The organism is Halorubrum sp. 48-1-W (genome assembly GCF_003287355.1).
Lineage (GTDB): Archaea > Halobacteriota > Halobacteria > Halobacteriales > Haloferacaceae > Halorubrum.
Window position 1 is genome coordinate 62149 of the sequence record NZ_QMIM01000022.1, and the last position, 18754, is coordinate 80902.

Consider the following 18754-nt stretch of genomic DNA (forward strand, 5'->3'; position numbering starts at 1 on the left):
GACGGTCGGCGGGCCTACTCCCCGGCGTCGAGGTCGTACGTGAACGAGTAGCAGTACTTCTCGTAGCCGACGTCCTCGTAGAACTCGTGGGCGTCCTCCCGCCAGAGCCCCGACTCGAGCTCGACCGTCTCACAGCCGCGGTCGTCCGCCCACCCGTGAAGGAACGAGAGCAGCGCTGACCCGTGTCCCTCCGACCGTCTGGATTCGGTCGTCACCAGGTCGTGGACGAAGACGTGTTTTCCCAGATAGAAGTTCGTACCGACGGTGACCCCGGCGACCGCCACGAGCTCCGACCCGTCGTACCGGCCGAAGAGGCGGTACCCCTCCTCGCGCATTCGTTCGTGGACCGTCTCCATCTCGGCGCGGTCGAGGTGATCCCGGAGCTCACGAAGTATCGGGTACGCCGCGTCGAACTCGGCGTCGGTCGTGAGCTCTCGGACGTCGGTCGCGGTGGGGCTGGTCATGTCGACCGAAACGCGTCTCGCCCACAACAAGTAACTGCCGGGCCGCGGAACGGCGGGGACGGATCCGATCTCGGAGCCGACGTCTCCGCACGTTTAAGGCCGAAAACGCGGCCAACCGACCCGTGCGTTGACCACGGACCCGGATCGGGCGAGGCGGGCGTCCGGCGACCCGACCGGGAAACGTCCCAGCCGGCTGTTCGCCACCACGCCTCCCGTCCACCGACGGGACAACGGTAGTGCCGTCGACGGGGGCGACCGTACTACCGCAGACGCCCCGACCTCACTGCTCGTTCATCGCCTCGCTGGCGATGTTTCGGCCGCGTGAGTTGAGCGCCACCTCGCGGCGAACCCGCACCTCCTCGACGACCTCCAGTTCGATCAGCCGCTCGAACGTCTCCTCGACCTCGTCGACGTCGCTGCCCAGGAACGCGGGGATCTCGAACGGCGAGACGCCCGAGTACAGCGCCATCAACACCTCCCGGTCCCGACTCGAGAGGTCGACGTTCGTCGAGCTTCGCTCCTCGCCCTTCCGGAGCCACGACTCGACGAACCGCATCCGCCGCGGCGTCCCGGCGAGGTGCGTCTCGATGCTCGTCTCCTCGTCGTCGGTGTGTGACACCTCGATCACGGGTTTCTTTTCCCCGTCGACGGTTCGTTTCGCGGCGTCGAGCCCGCTGATGTCGTCGAGGTCGAACTCCACGAACGCGCCGCCCTCGAGCGCGGCACCGAGACCGTTCTCGTCGATCTTCACCCGGGCCTGCTCCCAGCCGGTGTCCTGGACGACGCCGCCTTCGACTGCCGGGTGTTTCGCCAGTAGCATCCGCTGATCGAGCAGTGCGCGATACACGTCGCGTTCGAACGACTCGTGGTCGGCGGCGGCGACGAGCAACACCTGCTCGCCGAGGTCGAAACTCACGTAGTTCGAGACCCGAGCGATCGACTGATTGGCGTCGTGACGGCCACCCAATCCCTCGAGTCTCGAGAGCGGGACCGTCCGTTTTCCGTCGTTGCCCGCGAGTATCAGTCGCCGGTTCGACAACAAGACCCGGCCGGGCGTCCAGGAGACGTCGTTGATGGCTCTCCCCTCGCGGACGGCGACCGCGAACCGCGCCTGGGTGTCCGTGACCTTGTACTCGCCGTCGCCGGTCGGCATCTAGACACCACCCGCCCGGAGCTTCGAGACCGCCGAAAACACCCGCTTGCGGACCGCGGAGCTCTCGTCGTCGGTCAGGTCTTCCAAGCGATCCAGCGTCTCCTGTCCGCCGATCTGACCGAGCACGAACACCGCCTTCGCACGAACCTCGTCGGGACGCTCTGTGCCGAGCCGATCGAGCAACCGGTCCTCGACGATCGGGCCGCCGAGGTTCGTGAGGCTCGTCGCCGCGAACTGGGCGGTCCCCGGGTCCTCGTCGTCGAGCGCGCCAGCGAGGGCCTCGACGGCCGGCTCGGAGTCGGGGTCCGCGACGCGTCCGAGGATCCACGCCGCGTTCCGGCGCTGTCGGCTCTGTGTGCCCTCGGTGAGGATCTCGACCAGGGGCTCGACGACCGTCTCGTCGTCGGCCGCCTTCAGTTCGGAGACCACACGGTCACGGACCGCGTGGCTGTGTTCGGTCGGGACGTTCGAGAGCAGTTCGATGACCGAATACACCGCCGCGTTCCTGACGACCGCACTCTCGTCGCCGAGTGCGCGCGCGAGCGGCTCCACCGGCTTCGGATTGCTCGCGTTCCCGAGCGCACTCGCGGCGATCCGCCGAAGCGACTCGTCGGGGTCCTCGAGCAGGTCGATCAGGGGATCGAGCGCGCGGTCGGTCCCGACGGCCCCGAGCGCGTTCGCGGCCGCCCGACGGACGCGCGGTTCGTCGTCGAGGCGCCTGGTCAGGCCAGGGATCGCCTGGGGGTCGGCGAACGTCCCGCAGGCGTGACACGCGCGGAGCCGCACCCGTGGATCCGGATCCGAGAGAGCGTCGACGATCGCGGGTAGCGTGCTCGGCTCGTCGAGGCGGGCGAGCGCGTTCGCCGCCGCGATGCGGAGTTCGGCGCGTTCCGCCTCGAGCGCGCGAGCGAACTTCCGGGCGGTGACCCACTCGGCTTCCGATCCACTCCCGCCGGTGAGTTCCGTCAGCAACTGTTCGAGCGCCTCCTGTCCGACCTCGTCCAGGGCGTCGACCGCGGCACCGCGCACTCCCGGGTCCTCGTCGGCCGTCGCTGTGCGCAAGAGTCCGTCGATCGTCGGCTGGTCGTCCTCGTCGGCGAGCTCGCCGAGGAGCTCTACCGCACGCTTCCGAACGGCGACGCTGTCGCTCGCCAGCGCGTCCCTGAGCCGCTCGACGTTCCCCTCACGAGCGTGCTGGTACAGCGACATCAGTTCCTCCGGAACACCCGACGGCGTTTGTCGATCGGTTCGTACCCGTCGGTGCGGTCCGGAGGGACGCTCTCGGTCATCCCGACGACGAGGACGCCGCGCGGCGCGAGCGATGCCTCGAGGGTATCGAAGAGCGACCCTTTGTGGTCCGTGTCGATGTAGATGAGGAGGTTCCGGCACAGCACCACGTCGAAGGGGCCCCGTGACCCGTCGCTGATCAGGTCGTGGGTGTCGAACGTCACGAGCTGTCGTGGCGCCTCGCGAACGCGGAACGCGTCACCTTCACGGTCGACGTAGCGGTTCGGATCCGAGAGCAGTTCGAGCTCCTCGGCGATGTCCGTCGTCCGAGTGGTGTGATAGACTCCCGTACGGGCGTGATCGAGCGCCTCTTCGCTGATGTCAGAGCCGAGCACCTCGACCCGTGACTCGTCTATCGCGTCGTCGTCGCACGCGAGCATCGCGAGCGAGTACACTTCGCGCCCGTCGGCACACGGCGCCGACCAGACGCGGACGCGCCGCTTCTCGTCGGTGAGTCCCCGCAACACGTCCCGCATCACCTCCCACATCTCGGGGTTCCGGAAGAACTCCGTCACGTTGATCGTGAGCGCGTCCATGAGCGCCTCACGCTCGGCGGCCTCCTCGCGGAGCAGGCGTCGGTACTCGCGGTGTGACTCAGTCCCGCGTCGACGCATCCGGGCGGTGATCCGTCGATCGAGGTACGACTCGTTGTAGTAGCCGGGCTCGAACGGCACCGAGTCGTCGATCTGTTCGAGCACGCCCTCGAAGGTCGTCTCGCCGGTCATAGGCTCACCACGTCGAGGACGGCCACGACGTCGCCGTCGCCGAGCACGGCCGTCCCGCTGAGTCCGGGCGTTCCGGACAGCGGGCCGTCGAGCGGCTTCACGACCACCTCCTCCTGGTCCAACACCCCGTCGCAGTGGAGCGCCACCTTCCGGGTCCCCTCGCGGATCCGGACGAGCATCCCCTCGTCGGCGGTCGCCGCGGTGTCGTCGACGTCGAGGGACCCGCCGTCGGTCGCCGCGGAGTCCGGCGGATGGGCCGTTCCCGGTCCCGATCGCGTATCGCCACCGAGTCGGTCCGCGAGCCGGATGACCGAGTAGAGGTCGTCCTCGTGGCGAACCACCTCGTCGCCGTGGACCGTCTCCACGTCGTCCGCGCGGGACACCTCCGCGATCGACTTGATCGGGATCCCGTACTCCGTGCCGTCCACGTCGACGAACATCACCTTCACGATGGCGACGGTGACCGGGAGCCGGAAACGCACCGTCGTCCCCTCGCCGGGCTCGCTGTCGACGGAGACCGAGCCGTCGAGGTCCCGGGCGGTCGTCCGCACCACGTCCATCCCGACACCCCGTCCGGAAACGTCGGTGACCTCCTCGGCGGTGGAAAAGCCCGGGTGGAAGACCAGGTCGTACGCCTCGCCGTCGGTCATCGCCTCCACGGTCTCGCGGCTCTCGACCCCCTCCGCGACCGCCTTGTCGCGGAGCCGGTCGGCGTCGAGGCCGGCACCGTCGTCGGCGACCTCGATGACGACGTGGTCACGCTCACGCTCCGCCGTGAGTTCGACGTGTCCCGCGGGGTCCTTGCCGGTAGCCTCGCGCTCTTCGGGGGGCTCGATCCCGTGGTCGATCGCGTTCCGCAACACGTGGACGAGCGGGTCGCGCATCTCCGTGAGGATCGTCCGGTCGAGCTCGACGTCGTCGCCCTCGATGTCGAAGGACACGCGCTTGTCGAGGTCGCGGGCGATGTCCCGGACGAGCCGCGGGAACGAGTCGGACACCTGTGAGAACGGGATGAGCCGCATGTCCATCGCGGTGTCCTGGAGGCTGGAGGCGAGCTTGTCGAGCTCGTCGAGCGTATCGGGCTCCGTCCCGGTCTCCTCGAGCTCCCGCCGGAGCTTGATCCGGCTCGTCACGAGCTGTTCGACCAGCCCGTACAGCGCGTCGACCTGGTCGACGTCGACCCGGATCGAGTTGATCTGCTCGCGATCGTCCGACTCGGAGGACGCCGTGTCGGCGGTGGGATCGTCCGGTTCGTCGTCGTCCACGTCGGCGTCGGTATCGGGAGGAGCGTCGACACCGTCGGATTCGGACTCGCCGTCCGGTTCGGTCCCGGGCTCGTCGGTCACGGACGCGGTCCGGACCGCCGCCACCTGCGTGAGCGCCTCGAGGCCGTCCGTGAGGACCGCCGGGTCGGCGTCGGCCACGAAGGCGTCGAAGCTCCCGTCGTACTCGCCCGCCTCCAGCGCCTCCGCGTCCGGCCGGGTGGCGTACTCGCCGAAGCGCTCCTCGAGCGCCTGGAGGACGAGCGCCGCGTCGACGCCCGGCATCGCCGTCTCGCCCACGGTCACCTCGGCGTAGACCGCGTCCGCGAACTCGGCCGCCACAGCCGGCGGTTCGGGGACGTCGACACCGGGATCGCCGTCGACGTCGGTGGTCTCGTCGACCTCCGCATCCGCGTCCCCGGTGGCGTCGCCGTCGCCGTCGGGAGCCGCCCCCACGCCGGGATCGGCGGCTCCGTGCTCCTCGACGGCACGAAGCCGTGATTCGAGGGCGGACGGGTCCGTCGACACCTCGCCCGTCTCCCCGATCTCCGCGACCATCGCCTCGACGGTGTCGACCCCCTCGAAGAGCAGGTCCATCAGTTCGGGCGTGACCTCCCGGTCGCCGTCACGGACCGCGTCGAGTAGGTCCTCGAGGGCGTGGCCGAACGAGGAGACGTCCTCGTACCCCATCGCGGCGGCGTTTCCCTTCAGGGTGTGTGCGACCCGGAACACGTCGTCCATCGCCGTGTCGTCCTCGGGGTCCGCCTCGAGCGCGAGCAGCGCGTTGTTGAGGTCGGTGACCCCCTCTTCGGCCTCCGCGACGAACGCTGAACGGTGGGAGTCCATCACGCCTCACCCCCGAGGATCGCGCCGGCGACGTCGTCGAGGTCGCACACCGAATCGACGGCCCCGGTTCCGACCGCGCGTTTCGGCATCCCGTAGACGACGCAGGTGTCCTCGCTCTGGGCGACCGTCCGTGCCCCGGCGTCGGCCATCGCCCGGATACCCACGGCACCGTCGTCGCCCATCCCCGTGAGGACCACGCCGACGAGCGGGTCCGAAACGGTCCTCGCGGCCGACCGCATCGTCACGTCGACGGCGGGCGTCACCGACGGATCGCCAGCCACGGCGTGTTCGTCGACGAGTTTGACGCGGAGACGACCCGCGCGGTAGCTATCGACCCGCATGTGGCTACTGCCGGGGGCGACGAGCGCCTCGCCGGCCCCGATCCGTGCGCCGTCCGTCGCTTCCCGGACGTCGTACGCGGAGGCCGAGTCGAGCCGCTCGGCGAACCGCGGAGTGAACGCCTCGGGCATGTGCTGGACGACGAGCACCCGACAGTCGGCCATCGGGAGCGCGGAGAGCACGCGCTCGACCGCCCTGGGGCCGCCGGTCGACGCGCCGACGACGGCGGTCAGGGAGCTGTCGAGGTCGACCGCCGACGGCGACCCCGTGTCGGCCCCGTTCGGCGGGTACCTGTCGCGGGTCGCAGCCTCGAGGTCCGCGTCCGCGACCGACCGAACCGCCTCGACGAGTCGGTCGGCCTCCTGCGAGACGCCGGTGGACACCTCGCCGCCGGGCTTCGAGAAGAAGTCAACCGCGCCGCGTTCGAGCGCCTCGAACGTCACCTCGGCGCCCTCCGCGGTGTGTGCCGACAGCATCAACACGGGCGTCGGCGTCTCCGCCATCAGCCGCTCGACGGCCTCGAGCCCGCCCATCCCGGGCATCTCGACGTCCATCGTCACCACGTCCGGTCGCGTCTCGTCGACCACCGACAGCGCCTCCGCCCCGTCGCCGGCCTCGCCGACGACGGCCACCCCCGCGTCGGTCAGGAGGTCGCCGATAAGCCCACGCATGAACGCCGAGTCGTCGACGACGACCACCCGCGGGGCGTCGCTTCGGCCGCCACGTCGATCCGTCGTCCTACTCATGTCCGAAACCGGTCCCAGAACGAGCATAAACCCACGGACCTAGGAATCACCAGTGATAATCCAGGGGATACCGTTATCCGTCGGCTCGGTACGAATGGGAGTATGCCAGCCACGCAGGCGGACGCCGAACACACGAAGGTGCTGGAGTTCGGTCTCGGCGAGGGGACGTACTGCCTGGACATCGGGGTCATCGACGAGATCGTCGACGCCGGCGAGCTCACGCGGATCCCCAACTCTCCCGACCACGTCGAGGGAGTGATGGACCTCCGGGGGCGAACGACCACGATAATCGATCCGAAGACGCTCTTCTCGATCGAGGAGACGGGCCCGCGCGAGCGGATCGTCGTGTTCGACGACGACCGGGTCTCCGAGGGCGGGACGGTCGGCTGGATCGTCGACGAGGTGTTCCAAGTCAGGGACGTCGCTGCCGACGACGTCGACGAGGGAACCACCGCCGACGACGGCGGGGTCCACGGGATCGTCAAATCCGACGATCGCTTCGTCGTCTGGGTCGCCCCGGACGTCGACGCCGACGTCGGGATCGACGGAGCGGGAAGCGACCCGCCGTCGGACGAGTCAGTCGAGGCGTGACGGACGGGCACGCTCGGGCCGGTTCGTCGATCCGAGCCAGCGCCGCGTCGTCGGTCGTCTCGGAACGGTTCGGGTTCTCACCGCTGAGAAACGGGTACGAACGCTTATCCGGTCGCTTGGGGTGGTCGACGTATGCGAGTCTCCAGCGGCGTTCCCGGGTTCGACGAGCTCGTCGACGGGGGGTTCCCCTCCGACCGGCTGTACGTGGTGAGCGGCCCGCCCGGCAGCGGCAAGACGACGTTCTGCTCGCAGTTCGCGGCCCAGGGAGCCCGAAACGGGGACGACGTGCTGTACGTCAGCATGCACGAGACGAAGGAGGGGATCCGCCGCGACATGGGGGGGTACGACTTCGGGTTCGACCGTGCGCTCGACACCGACCGGGTGACCTTCCTCGACTCCTTCTCCGCGGACGGCCGCCGCTTCTTCGGGCTCCCGGGCGAACGGCGGGACCGCTCGGGCGTCACGAACCGGCTCACGGGGTTCGTCAACTCCCGTGACATCGACCGGGTCGTCTTCGACTCGACGATGCTGTTGCGGTTCCTGCTCGACGACGACGAGGACACGATGATCCAGCTTCTCTCCTCGTTGAAGCGCACGGACGCGACGACGATGCTCATCTCCGAGATGACCGAGCCCGACGCGTACTCCGAGGAACACTACCTCGCACACGGCGTCGTCTTCCTCCACAACTACCTGGAGGACGAGGGAATGCGCAGGGGAATACAGGTGCTGAAGATGCGGGGAACCGACGTGAACACCGACATCCAGGACGTCGAGTTCACCGACGGGGGCATCCGCGTCGGCTCGGCCACGGCGGTGACCCGGTGATGTACGACCGGACCTTCGGAACGGACTGGGAGGGGACGGAGCTGACCCACGAGGCAGCCATCGACCGGGCGTTCGCGCTCGGGGTGGCCGCCGGCTGCGGGAGGGAGCGCCCCGAGGAACTCGAACGGATCCTCGCGACGTTTCCCGGCGCGTACGAACGGAGCATGGTCGAACTCGCCTACGACGAGGGGCGAACGAGGGCGCTCGAGACCCCGGTCGAAGAGCCCGAGGCCGTCTGGACGGAGCTGGTCGACGCGGCGGGGACACCACGGTCACCGCCGCTACCGTCGGCGCTCCCCGGAGCCCTCAGTGAGCTGACCCTCGTCCGATCCCCGCGAACCGGGCCACCGTCCTCGCTTGATCTGCCGAGGTTCCTCCGAAAGTGATCCCTCGGAAGGGTTTTATCGGGGTCGCCCCGATGTGGGAGACATGAGTCCGCTTCCCGACGCCGTCGTTTCCGCCGACAGCGTCCTCGTCAGCGGACCACCGATGAGCGGGAAGTACGACCTGTTCAACCGACTGCTCGCAGTGTGGTCGGACGCGCCCGTCGTCGTCTCGACCGGCCGGACGGCCGAGAAGGTCCGCGCCGATCACGACCGGATCGTCGGGAGCGGCGGCGACGACCTCGTCGTCATCGACTGTGTCACCCACCAGCAGGGGGACAAACGCGCCGACACGCCGACGACGAAGTACGTGAGCGGTCCGGGCGATCTCACGGAGATCGGGGTCAAGTTCACCGACGTGGTCGAGGCCTCGGTCGGTCGCGAGCGGGCGGTCGGCATCTACTCGCTCTCGGAACTCCTGATGTATTGGGACCCCGACCGGGTCTACCAGTTCACCCGCGTGATGGCCTCGCAGTCCTCCGGACAGGGATGGCCGTTCGTGGGCGTCGTCGGCTCGACGACTCACGACGACCAGGTGATCCACACGCTGTACGAGCCGTTCGATCTGGTCGTCGAGACCCGCATCGAGGACGGCGAACGGCAGTTCCGAGCCCGCGACCGGATGGGACAGCCCTCCGGCTGGGAATCGTTCTGACCGAAGCCGTACGCCTCAGCCGACGAGTTCGAACTCCATCCCGATCGGCGGAGCCTCGAGGGCCCCCCAGTAGACGAAGCGGTGAGCTCCCGCCCCGAGCGGGGGACAGACCGTGAGCTCGCGACCGGGCACGGCAGCCGAGATGGCCGACTCCTCGAGGTCGATCGACCAGTCGTAGGTGTCGCCCGCTTCGAGCGTGTCGTCCTCGCGAGGGAGGTCGACGGGTCCACTGCTCGTCGACCCACGCACGTCGAGCCAGCCCTCGTCCGTCCGGCGTTGTATCGAGTACGCGTACTCGCCGTGCGTCTCGGCCGGTCCGTCGCCGGTGTTCCGGAGCACGAGCCGGATCGCCTGGCCGTACGTCTCTGCGGTGCCCTCCGCCGAGAGCTCCAGACGCGTCCCGCCGCCGCCCTCGCCGTCCGTCTCCACGATCCGCGACTCGACGGGGTCCTCGAACGGAGCCTCGAGCCGAACGAACGCCTCGTCGGGACACGACAGCGTCTCCGGCGTCCCCTCGGGCCCCTGCGGGCCGTCGCCCGCGGTGGCGTCGAGACAGCCGGCCGTCGCGGTCGCGCCGACCGCGACGGCGACCGTGCCGGCTCGACATAACAGGTTCCGCCGTGATCGCATCATGCGTGCGATACGGCCGGGACGCGTTTCAACCCCGCGAGTGACGGCGACGGGGAGCGCGTCATCGACGGGGAGCGCGTCATCGACGGGGAGCGCGTCGTCGACGGAGCGAGCGACGCGTTCGGAACCGCTTTCCCGTCGGCCGGCCCATGGCCGCCCATGGAGCTGTTCGGATCCAGCGGTATTCGCGGGGTCGCGCTCCGGTATCTCACGCCGGAGCTCGTCCTCGACATCGCGAAGGCGGCCGGGTCGAGCTGGGACGCCGACCGGGTCGCCGTCGCTCGCGACACCCGTACCACCGGCGAGCTGTTCGCCAACGCCGCCGCGAGCGGGCTCGCCGCCGTCGGCTGTGACGTCGACCGGCTCGGCGTCGTCCCCACCCCCGCGGTCGGCAACTACTGTGAGTCCGCCGGCGTCCCCTGCGTGCTCGTCACCGCCTCGCACAACCCCCCCGAGTTCAACGGGATCAAGCTCGTCGGCGACGACGGCGTCGAACTCTCCGTCGACGTGTTGGAGCGCGTCGAACGCCGCGTGCTCGACGACGAGTACGACCACGCCGACTGGCGGACCGCCGGGAACGAGACCACCGTCGAGGGCGTCGTCGACGACTACGCCCACCAGCTCGTCGCCGCCGTCGACCGCGAGGCCATCGCCGACGCGGGGCTCACCGTCGCGGTCGACCCCGGCCACGGGGCCGCGTCGACGAGTTCCCCGCGGATCTACCGCGAGCTCGGCTGTGAGGTGCTGACGGTGAACGCCACGCCGGACGGCCACTTCCCCGGCAGGGACTCCGAGCCGGTGCCGGAGAACCTGACCGCGCTCTCGCGGCTCGTCGCGACCTCCGACGCGGACGTGGGGATCGCCCACGACGGCGACGCCGACCGGGCGGTCTTCGTCGACGAGACCGGCGCGGTCGTCGACGGCGACACCTCTTTCGCAGCGCTGGCCGACGACGCCCTCCGACCGGGCGAGGCCGTCGTCAGCGCCGTCAACGTCTCCCAGCGGCTCGTCGACGTCTGTGACGGGAACGACGCCGACCTCGAGTTGACCCCTATCGGCGCGACCAACATCATCACGCGGACGCGGGAGCTGAAGGAGGAGGGCGTCCGCGTCCCGATCGCCGGCGAGGGAAACGGCGGGGTGTTCTTCCCCCCGTACCGGCTCTCGCGCGACGGCGCGTACATCGGCGCGCGCTTCCTCGAGCTGCTCGCCGACGCCGACGCCCCCGTGAGCGAGGCGATCGCCCCGTACACCGACTACCACTTCGTGCGCGTCAACGTCGAGTACGAGGACACCGACGAGCGCGAGGACATGCTGTCGGCCGCGCGGGCGTTCGTCGAGACGTCCGAGGCGACGCCGAACACGACCGACGGCTACCGGCTCGACTACGGCGACGCGTGGGTGCTCGTCCGGCCCTCGGGGACGGAGCCGAAGATCCGGGTGTACGCCGAGTCCGCCGACGCCGACCGCGCCGAACGGCTGGCCGAGGAGATGCGGATCGCCGTCGAGAGCGGCCGATAGGACCGGTTCGCGGACAGAAAACGCGTCAGCGCTCGAGCGCCGAGAGCGCCTCCGCCGCCTCCCGTGCGGCCCGCAGGTGCTCGCGGGCGCGTCGCGGGTCCTCGACCTCCTCCGCAGCGCGGGCGAAGCGCGTCAGCGTCCGCGTCAGGGACTCCCGGGCCGGACCCACGCCCGCGGGGGCGTCGGCTCCAGGGGCGGGAGCCGGCCTCGTTCCGGCGGCGACCGACCCGGCGTCGGCGCTTTCGGCCGTCCCCCCCGCGTCTTTGGGCGTCCCCCCCGCGTCTCGTGGCGCCTCCTCGGTCACGCCCGCGTCGCGGGACGTCCCCGCCACGTCGCCGACCTCGGTGTCGCGGTCGGCGTTCCCCGCGGGAGCTCGTCCGGCCGCTTCGCCCGCGGCGGGCGGGCCGGCTTCGTCGTCCGCGGCCACGGCGTCGTCGACCGCGGTCGCGGGGCTCCCCGCCCCGGGCGTGGTCCCGTTCGCCGGGGTCGCGTCCTCGGGCTCGTCGCCGGCCGCGTCCGCCGCCTCAGCGGGCACCTCGTACCCGTCCTCGGTCGCGTGACACGTCGGGCAGAACTCCCGGCCGTCGTGTCGGAAGATCGGGTCGCCACACGTCTCGCAGTGGCGGTTCGTCATCGTCGCCCCCTGTAAGAGGAGCTCGGACATCCGCTGGGTGTGCTCGCGTTTCTTCTCGTCCTCCGCGAACTTCTCGCGGAGCTTCTCGCGTTCGGCCTCCTTGTCGAACTCGTCGCTCATGCGTGGTCGAACGTGACTCACGAGCAAAAGTCCGGTGGGCTCGGTCGGCGGCGATCCGGTCGGCGGCGATCCGGTCGGCGGCGATCCGGTCGGCGGCGATCCGGTCGGGGGAGTCCCGGGTTCCCGCGCACGCCGGCCCGCCCGTCACTCCTCGGTGCGGGTCCGGTCGGCGTCGGGGTCGAGTTCGCCGCGGTGGATCCTCGCGCCGTCCTGGGCGACCTGTCGGCCGAGCACCGCGCACTTGATCCGCATCGGCGAGATGTCGACGCCGAGCATCTCGGTGACGTCGTCGGTGTCGAGCGCGTCGAGTTCGTCGACGGTCATCCCGCGGAGCCGCTCGGAGAGCATGCTCGCGGAGGCCATCGAGATGGCACAGCCGTCGCCGGTGAACGCGACCGTCTCGATCGTCTCTCCGTCGTCGTCGAGGGCGACCTCGACCTTGATCGTGTCGCCACAGGAGGGATTCTCGCCGACGTGTGTGAAGTCCGGGTCCTCGAGTTCCCCATAGTTGCGCGGGTTCTTGTAGTGGTCGAGGATCTGCTGTCGGTACATGTCCGAGCCGGTTCCCATACTGTATCCTGGTAGGCCAGTCGCGTTCAAAAGCGTTCCGTCGGGACCGTCACGCCGCCGAACGCGGCCTCGTCGACGGGCACAGTCGTGCCCGGCCGTATCGTGTGGCCCGTGTTTCCACCGTATCGTGCGACCCGTGTTTCCACCGTATCGTGCGACCCGTGTTTCCACCGTCCGGGATCGGCCAGCAGGCCCCGCGTACGTTTAAGCCGATCCGCGTCGACCCCCGTGTATGTCGACGCCATACGGCGAGTGGCCCTCGCCGATCGCTCCGGCGGACGTCGCGGCCGGCGGTCGCGACTTCGCCGGCGTCCGGATCGACGGCGAACACGCGTACTGGCTCGAACGGCGGCCCGCGGAGGGGGGTCAAGGCGTCCTCCGTCGCGCGCCGCTCGACCGGGCGCGGGAGGGCGGCGAGACGCAGGAGGCCGGCGAGACACAGGAGGCCGGCGGGACACAGGAGGCCGGCGGGACACAGGAGGCCGGCGGGACACGGGAGGACAGCGACGAACCGTCGGTTCACGAGGACCTCACCCCCGAGGGGTTCGACGTCCGGACGCTCGTCCACCAGTACGGCGGCGGCGACTTCGCCGTCGCCGACGGGACGCTCGTCGCCGTGAACATGGACGACCAGCGGCTCTACCGGCTGCCGGCCGACGGGAGCACTGCCCCGACGCCGATCACCCCCGACCCGCCGGAGCCGCTCGCGCTCCGGTACGCGGACGTGACCGTCGACCCCGACGCGGGGGCCGCGTACGCGGTCCGCGAACGACACGTCGGCCCCGGGACCGACGACGAGCCCGAAAACGAGGTGGTCCGGATACCGCTGTTCCCGGCCGAGGACGACGAGGGGGGCGACGCGGGGCCGGTTCCCGATCCGACCGTGATCGCGGCCGGCCGTAACTTCTATGCAGCTCCGCGACCCGCACCCGACGGCGACCGGCTCGCGTACCTCCGCTGGGATCACCCGAACATGCCGTGGGACGGGACCGAACTCGTCGTCGTCGACCTCGACGGGGACGGCGGGCCCGTCGGGGGGAGCCGTCGCGTCGTCGCCGGCGGGCCCGAGGAGTCGGTCTGCTCTCCGGCGTGGTCCCCCGACGGGACCCTCCACGCGGTCTCCGACCGGACGGGCTGGTGGAACCTCTACCGGATCGAAGCCGACGCCGACACGGCGGTTGCGGACGGCGACGGGAGCGGCCTCCGGAACCTCCACCCCGTCGACGCGGAGTTCGGGGCGCCCATGTGGCGGTTGGGGCTCTCGACGTACGCCTTCCTCGACGACGGGCGGATCGCGACGCTGTACACGGCCGACGGGGAGCCGAGCCTCCGCCTGCTCGACCCCGCCACCGGCGACCTCGAAGACCCCGGCCTGCCGTACAGCTCGTTTCGCCCCGCGTCGATCCGGTCCGACGGGGAACGCGTCGCGTTCGTGGGACACCGACCCGACGCGCCGAGCGCGGTGGTGGCGTGGACGCCCGGCGACGAGGGCGACGGCCCGGACCCGTCCTCGACCGCGGGCGACGACCTGAATCCGTCCGAAACCGACCGTGCCGGCCCGCGCCACCTCCGCGAGTCGACCGACGACCCGATCGACCCGGCGTACGTCTCGACGCCGGAACCGATCGTCTTCCCGACCGGCGACGCGGTCGGCGCGGACGGGACCGTCGCGTACGCGCACTACTACCCGCCGCACAACCCCGACGTGAGCCCGCCGGGCGACCCGGCTCGGCCCCCGCTCGTCGTCACCGTCCACGGCGGCCCCACCAGCCGGTCGGAGGTGTCGCTGTCGGCGTCGACGCAGTTTTTCACCACCCGCGGGATCGCCGTCCTCGACGTGAACTACCGGGGATCGACGGGGTACGGCCGGGCATACCGCGACGCCCTCGACGGCCACTGGGGGGTGCGCGACACGCTGGACTGCGTCAACGCCGCGCGCCACGCCGTCGCCGAGGGGCTCGCCGACCCGGACCGGCTCGCGATCTCGGGCGGGAGCGCCGGCGGATACGCGGTGTTGTGCGCGCTCGCGTTCCACGACACCTTCGACGCCGGCGCGAGCTACTACGGCGTCGCCGACCTCGCGGCGCTCTCCGCGGAGACCCACAAGTTCGAGTCGCGGTACCTCGACGGGCTGGTCGGCCCGCTCCCGGGGGCCGAGGCGATCTACCGCGAGCGCTCCCCGCTGTACCACGCCGAGGGGATCTCCACGCCGCTGTTGCTGCTCCAGGGCGGCGAGGACGAGGTGGTGCCGCCCGCGCAGGCCGAGGCGATGATCGACGCGCTCGTCGCGGGCGGGACGCCGTACGCCTACGTCGAGTTCCCCGAGGAACGCCACGGCTTCCGCGACGCCGACAACATCGCCCGGGCACACGCGGCCGAACTCGCGTTCTACGGGGAGGCGCTCGGGTTCGAGCCCGAGGACGACGTCGACGGGGTCCACCTGCTGGTCGGGGCGTACCCGCCGGAGTTCGACTGAGGCTGCTGGAACTCGAGTGAGGCCGCTGGAACTCGAGTGAAACAGCGGTCCGCTCAGGCGAAGAGGTCGCGCGCCTCGCGGACCGCGTCGACGAGGGCGTCGACCTCCTCGACGGTGTTGTAGAGGTAGAAGGAGGCGCGCGCGGAGGCGGCGACGCCGAGGGTGTCGTGGAGCGGCTGGGTACAGTGATCGCCCGCCCGGATCGCGACGCCGTAGTCGTTGAGGACGCTCGAGAGGTCGTGGGCGTGGACGCCCTCGACGTTGAACGCGACGAGGCCGCCCCGTTCGTCGCCCGGCGGGCCGTAGATCTCCACACCGCCGAGGTCGGTCAGCCGGTCGTGGGCGTACTCGGCGAGCAGGCTCTCGTGTTCCTCGATCCGCTCCATCCCCACGTCCTCGAGGTACTCGATCGCGGCCGTGAGGCCGATCCCCTGGGCGATCGAGGGGGTCCCGGCTTCGAACTTCCACGGGAGGTCCTCCCAGGTCGACTCCTCGTAGGTCACCTTCCGGATCATCTCGCCGCCGTAGAGGTACGGCCCCATCGACTCGAGCAGCTCCCGCCGGCCGTAGAGCGCGCCGATCCCGGTCGGCCCGCACATCTTGTGGCCGGAGAAGGCGAGGAAGTCGACGCCGAGCTCCGCGACGTCGACCGGGCGGTTCGGCACCGACTGGGCCGCGTCCGCGAAGATCAGTCCGTCGTGGTCGTGTGCGAGGTCGGCCAGCTCGCGGATCGGGTTCACGGTCCCGAGCGTGTTCGAGACGTGGACGGCGGACACCATCTCGGTGTCGTCGTCGATCTTCGCCTCGGCGTCGGCCATGTCGAGTCTCCCCTCGTCGGTGACCTCGACGAACCGGACCTCCGCGCCCGTCTTCTTACCGATCTGTTGCCAGGTGACGAGCGAGGCGTGGTGTTCCATCTGCGTGAGCACGACGTTGTCGCCGGGGCCGAGCTCCGCGAGCCCCCACGCGTACGCGACGAGGTTCATCGCCTCCGTCGTGTTCTTCGTGAAGACCACCTCCTCGCGGCCGTCCGCGCCGATGAAGTCGGCGACGACGTCGTGGGCCTCCTCGTAGGCCACGGACGCCTCCTGGCTCAGCTGGTGGATCCCGCGGTGGACGTTGGAGTTGTAGCTCCGGTAGTAGTCGGCGATCGTGTCGACGACCGGGTCGGGCGTGTGTGAGGTCGCCGCGTTGTCGAGGTACACGAGGCCGACGTCGTCCGCCTCGTCCTGCCCGGGCGACGTGGGGTCGCCGCCGACCAACCGATCGAGGATCGGGAAGTCGTCGCGGATCGCCGCCACGTCGAACGGGTACTGTTCTTGGACTCCCATTACCGGATGGAGGGCCCCGAGCACTAACACACCTTCGGTCCGGTACGTGTTGCCCGTATCGTGGATCGGCCCGAACGGGGCGAAACCGCGTATCAAAAGTACCATACCGCCTCCCGACTGGGTGTACGATATCGGGTGACTTCAGTGACGACCGAACACGAATACCGAGACGACTACGACGACGAGACGCTGTACATCCCGGGTCCCACGGAGGTCCGCGAGGACGTCATCGAGGCGATGGCTCAGCCGATGTTCGGCCACCGCATGGACCGGATGACGGACCTGTACACCACCATCGTCGAGGACACGAAAGAGTTCCTCGGCACCGACAACGAGGTCGTGATCCTCACCGCCTCCGGCACCGAGTTCTGGGAGGCGTCGACGCTCAACCTCGTCGACGAGAACATCCTCGTCCCCACGTGCGGGAGCTTCAGCGAGCGCCACGCCAACGTCGCCGAGCGGCTCGGCAAGGACGTCGATCGCCTCGAGTACGAGTGGGGCGAGGCCGTCAAACCCGAGGACATTCGCGAGGCGCTGGAGTCGAGCGACGAGCACTACGACGTGGTCGCGACCGTGATGAACGAGTCCTCGACCGGGGTCCGGAACCCGATCGAGGCGATCGGCGACGTGGTCGCGGAGTACCCGGGCACCTACTTCGTCGTCGACGCGGTCTCGTCACTGGGCGGCGACTACGTCGACATCGACGAACACGACATCGACGTGATCTTCGCGTCCAGCCAGAAGGCGTTCGCGATGCCGCCGGGGCTCGCGGTCTGTGTCGTCAGCGACGACGCCTACGAGCGCGAGGTCGAGAAGGGGACCTCCTCGTGGTACGGCGGCTTCCGCCGCACCATCGACTACTACGACCGGAAGGGCCAGACGCACTCGACGCCGGCCATCCCGATCATGTTGGCGTACCACAAGCAGATGAAACACATGCTCGCCGAGGGCCACCACGCCCGCGACGAGCGCCACCGCGAGATGACCGAGTACGTCCACGAGTGGGCGGACGAGCACTTCGCGATGTTCCCCGAGGAGGGCTACGAGTCCCAGACGGTCGCCTGTATCGAGAACACGCGGGGGATCGACGTGGCCGGGACCATCGAGGCGGTGCGCGAGGAGTACGACATGGTCTTCTCGAACGGGTACGGCTCCCAGCTGGGCGAGGAGACGTTCCGGATCGGCCACATGGGCGAACACACCGTCGAGAGCGTGAAGGAACTCACCGACGCCATCGAGGACGTGGCGGACCTGTAGGGGCCCTCCCCCGGTTCCGTGGGGACGGGCTCCCGGACCCATCCCCGACAAGATACTTGAGTCGTCCCTCGGTCCCTCGGGACATGGACCGCGATTCCCTCCGCGCGGCCGTCGAGCGATGGACCGACGCGGGAGTGATCGACGCGGAGACCGCGACCCGGATCCGCGAGTTCGAGCGGAACCGGGAGGACGGGGCTCCCGAAACGACGGACGACGAGAAACCGACTGACGACGAGGAGTCGGCCAGCGGCGGTAGTACCCTCCTCGGGGAGAACCGGATCGTCGTCGCGCTGGCGCTGATGGGCGGCGTCCTCGTCGCGGTCGGCGTCGGCGCGTACCTCTACGAGCGCTGGGAGTCGGTCCCGGTCCTCGCCCGGGTCGTGCTCCTCGTGGGGATACCCGTCGCTGCCGGGGGCAGTGGCGCACGCCTCCGGGGGAGCGCGCCCCGGACCGCACACGGACTGTGGCTGCTCGCTGCGCTCTTCACCGGCGTGACCCTCTTCCGGCTCGCCGAGCTGACGCCGGGTCTCGAGGTCCCGGCCGTCCGAACGTGGCTCCTGGTGACGTGGACCGGGGTCGCGGTCGCGATCGCGGCCGGGCTCGACTCCCGGCCGATCGGCGGCGCGGGGTCGGTCCTCGGCGCTGTGACCCTCCTGTCGGCGGTCGACCCGGCGGAGTTCGTGCTCCTGTTCGGGGCGTACGGCGGGCTCGTGTACGTCGCCGGACTCGTCGCCGGCGGTGACGATCCCGAATCCACCGCCGCCGACCTCCCGCGGTTCGCAGCGACGCTCCGCTGGGTCGGCGGCGCGTTCGGAGTCGCCGCGCTCGTGCCGGTCGTCGCGGTCGGGTCGCCGCCGGAGGGCCTCTCCGCCGGGACGGTCCTGCTCGTCGCTGTCGCCGTCGTCGCCGCCGCCGTCGCGGTCGGCCGCGCCGGCG

At 70.2% G+C, this 18754-nt stretch carries 18 protein-coding genes; 8 read left to right on the forward strand and 10 right to left on the reverse strand.

What is annotated here, in order from left to right:
* Nucleotides 1-14: 14 nt before the first annotated feature.
* The 6 genes from DQW50_RS11320 to cheB all read right to left on the reverse strand — a co-directional run bounded on the left by DQW50_RS11320 (nucleotide 15) and on the right by cheB (nucleotide 6822).
* Nucleotides 15-464, reverse strand: coding sequence for a GNAT family N-acetyltransferase (locus DQW50_RS11320; RefSeq protein ID WP_112079382.1), 450 nt, complete (start codon nucleotides 462-464; stop codon nucleotides 15-17).
* Nucleotides 465-744: 280 nt separating this feature from the next.
* On the reverse strand, nucleotides 745-1617 hold the full coding sequence (locus DQW50_RS11325) for a CheF family chemotaxis protein (RefSeq protein ID WP_112079383.1): 873 nt from the start codon (nucleotides 1615-1617) through the stop codon (nucleotides 745-747).
* Nucleotides 1618-2826, reverse strand: a complete 1209-nt coding sequence (locus tag DQW50_RS11330; RefSeq protein ID WP_112079384.1) for a HEAT repeat domain-containing protein — start codon at nucleotides 2824-2826, stop codon at nucleotides 1618-1620.
* Nucleotides 2826-3629 carry a protein-glutamate O-methyltransferase CheR gene (locus tag DQW50_RS11335; RefSeq protein WP_112079385.1) on the reverse strand — a complete coding sequence of 268 codons (804 nt, stop codon included), beginning with the start codon at nucleotides 3627-3629 and terminating at the stop codon, nucleotides 2826-2828. Before DQW50_RS11335 ends, DQW50_RS11330 begins: the two co-directional genes overlap by 1 nt.
* Nucleotides 3626-5737 carry a chemotaxis protein CheA gene (locus DQW50_RS11340; protein WP_112079386.1) on the reverse strand — a complete coding sequence of 704 codons (2112 nt, stop codon included), beginning with the start codon at nucleotides 5735-5737 and terminating at the stop codon, nucleotides 3626-3628. The genes DQW50_RS11335 and DQW50_RS11340 overlap by 4 nt, the downstream gene beginning before the upstream one ends.
* On the reverse strand, nucleotides 5737-6822 hold the full coding sequence (gene cheB, locus DQW50_RS11345) for a chemotaxis-specific protein-glutamate methyltransferase CheB (protein ID WP_241964404.1): 1086 nt from the start codon (nucleotides 6820-6822) through the stop codon (nucleotides 5737-5739). Before cheB ends, DQW50_RS11340 begins: the two co-directional genes overlap by 1 nt.
* A 102-nt stretch (nucleotides 6823-6924) precedes the next feature.
* Here cheB and DQW50_RS11350 point away from each other — a divergent pair, with 102 nt between their 5' ends.
* The 4 genes from DQW50_RS11350 to DQW50_RS11365 all read left to right on the forward strand — a co-directional run bounded on the left by DQW50_RS11350 (nucleotide 6925) and on the right by DQW50_RS11365 (nucleotide 9279).
* Complete coding sequence (locus DQW50_RS11350; RefSeq protein ID WP_112079388.1) at nucleotides 6925-7413, forward strand: chemotaxis protein CheW; 489 nt, start codon at nucleotides 6925-6927, stop codon at nucleotides 7411-7413.
* Between the two features lie 132 nt (nucleotides 7414-7545).
* Nucleotides 7546-8241 carry an ATPase domain-containing protein gene (locus tag DQW50_RS11355; protein ID WP_112079389.1) on the forward strand — a complete coding sequence of 232 codons (696 nt, stop codon included), beginning with the start codon at nucleotides 7546-7548 and terminating at the stop codon, nucleotides 8239-8241.
* Complete coding sequence (locus tag DQW50_RS11360) at nucleotides 8241-8627, forward strand: hypothetical protein (RefSeq protein ID WP_112079390.1); 387 nt, start codon at nucleotides 8241-8243, stop codon at nucleotides 8625-8627. The genes DQW50_RS11355 and DQW50_RS11360 overlap by 1 nt, the downstream gene beginning before the upstream one ends.
* Nucleotides 8628-8670: 43 nt before the next feature.
* The gene (locus DQW50_RS11365; RefSeq protein ID WP_112079391.1) at nucleotides 8671-9279 is read left to right on the forward strand and encodes a hypothetical protein; all 609 of its coding nucleotides are present in this window, start codon (nucleotides 8671-8673) and stop codon (nucleotides 9277-9279) included.
* A gap of 15 nt (nucleotides 9280-9294) precedes the next feature.
* Here DQW50_RS11365 and DQW50_RS11370 read toward each other — a convergent pair whose 3' ends face one another.
* Entirely contained in the window at nucleotides 9295-9912 is a 618-nt protein-coding gene (locus tag DQW50_RS11370; RefSeq protein ID WP_112079392.1) for a hypothetical protein, read from the reverse strand.
* A gap of 156 nt (nucleotides 9913-10068) precedes the next feature.
* On the opposite strand from DQW50_RS11370, the gene glmM reads away from it, so the two are divergent.
* On the forward strand, nucleotides 10069-11430 hold the full coding sequence (gene glmM, locus DQW50_RS11375; RefSeq protein ID WP_112079393.1) for a phosphoglucosamine mutase: 1362 nt from the start codon (nucleotides 10069-10071) through the stop codon (nucleotides 11428-11430).
* A 25-nt stretch (nucleotides 11431-11455) separates the two neighbouring features.
* Here glmM and DQW50_RS11380 read toward each other — a convergent pair whose 3' ends face one another.
* Both DQW50_RS11380 and sufU read right to left on the reverse strand, forming a co-directional pair.
* Nucleotides 11456-12184, reverse strand: coding sequence for an Sjogren's syndrome/scleroderma autoantigen 1 family protein (locus tag DQW50_RS11380; RefSeq protein WP_112079394.1), 729 nt, complete (start codon nucleotides 12182-12184; stop codon nucleotides 11456-11458).
* A 144-nt stretch (nucleotides 12185-12328) separates the two neighbouring features.
* Complete coding sequence (gene sufU, locus DQW50_RS11385; RefSeq protein ID WP_112079395.1) at nucleotides 12329-12754, reverse strand: Fe-S cluster assembly sulfur transfer protein SufU; 426 nt, start codon at nucleotides 12752-12754, stop codon at nucleotides 12329-12331.
* A 232-nt stretch (nucleotides 12755-12986) separates the two neighbouring features.
* Between sufU and DQW50_RS11390 the strand changes: the two genes are divergently transcribed.
* The gene (locus DQW50_RS11390; RefSeq protein WP_112079396.1) at nucleotides 12987-15230 is read left to right on the forward strand and encodes a S9 family peptidase; all 2244 of its coding nucleotides are present in this window, start codon (nucleotides 12987-12989) and stop codon (nucleotides 15228-15230) included.
* A 53-nt stretch (nucleotides 15231-15283) separates the two neighbouring features.
* Here the strand turns inward: DQW50_RS11390 and DQW50_RS11395 are convergent, their stop codons facing one another.
* On the reverse strand, nucleotides 15284-16561 hold the full coding sequence (locus tag DQW50_RS11395; protein ID WP_112079405.1) for an aminotransferase class V-fold PLP-dependent enzyme: 1278 nt from the start codon (nucleotides 16559-16561) through the stop codon (nucleotides 15284-15286).
* A gap of 144 nt (nucleotides 16562-16705) precedes the next feature.
* On the opposite strand from DQW50_RS11395, the gene DQW50_RS11400 reads away from it, so the two are divergent.
* Entirely contained in the window at nucleotides 16706-17818 is a 1113-nt protein-coding gene (locus DQW50_RS11400) for an alanine--glyoxylate aminotransferase family protein (RefSeq protein WP_112079397.1), read from the forward strand.
* 83 nt (nucleotides 17819-17901) lie between these two features.
* Nucleotides 17902-18754 (forward strand): DUF2157 domain-containing protein (locus DQW50_RS11405; protein ID WP_114526142.1); only part of this gene is annotated, 853 nt, incomplete at its 3' end.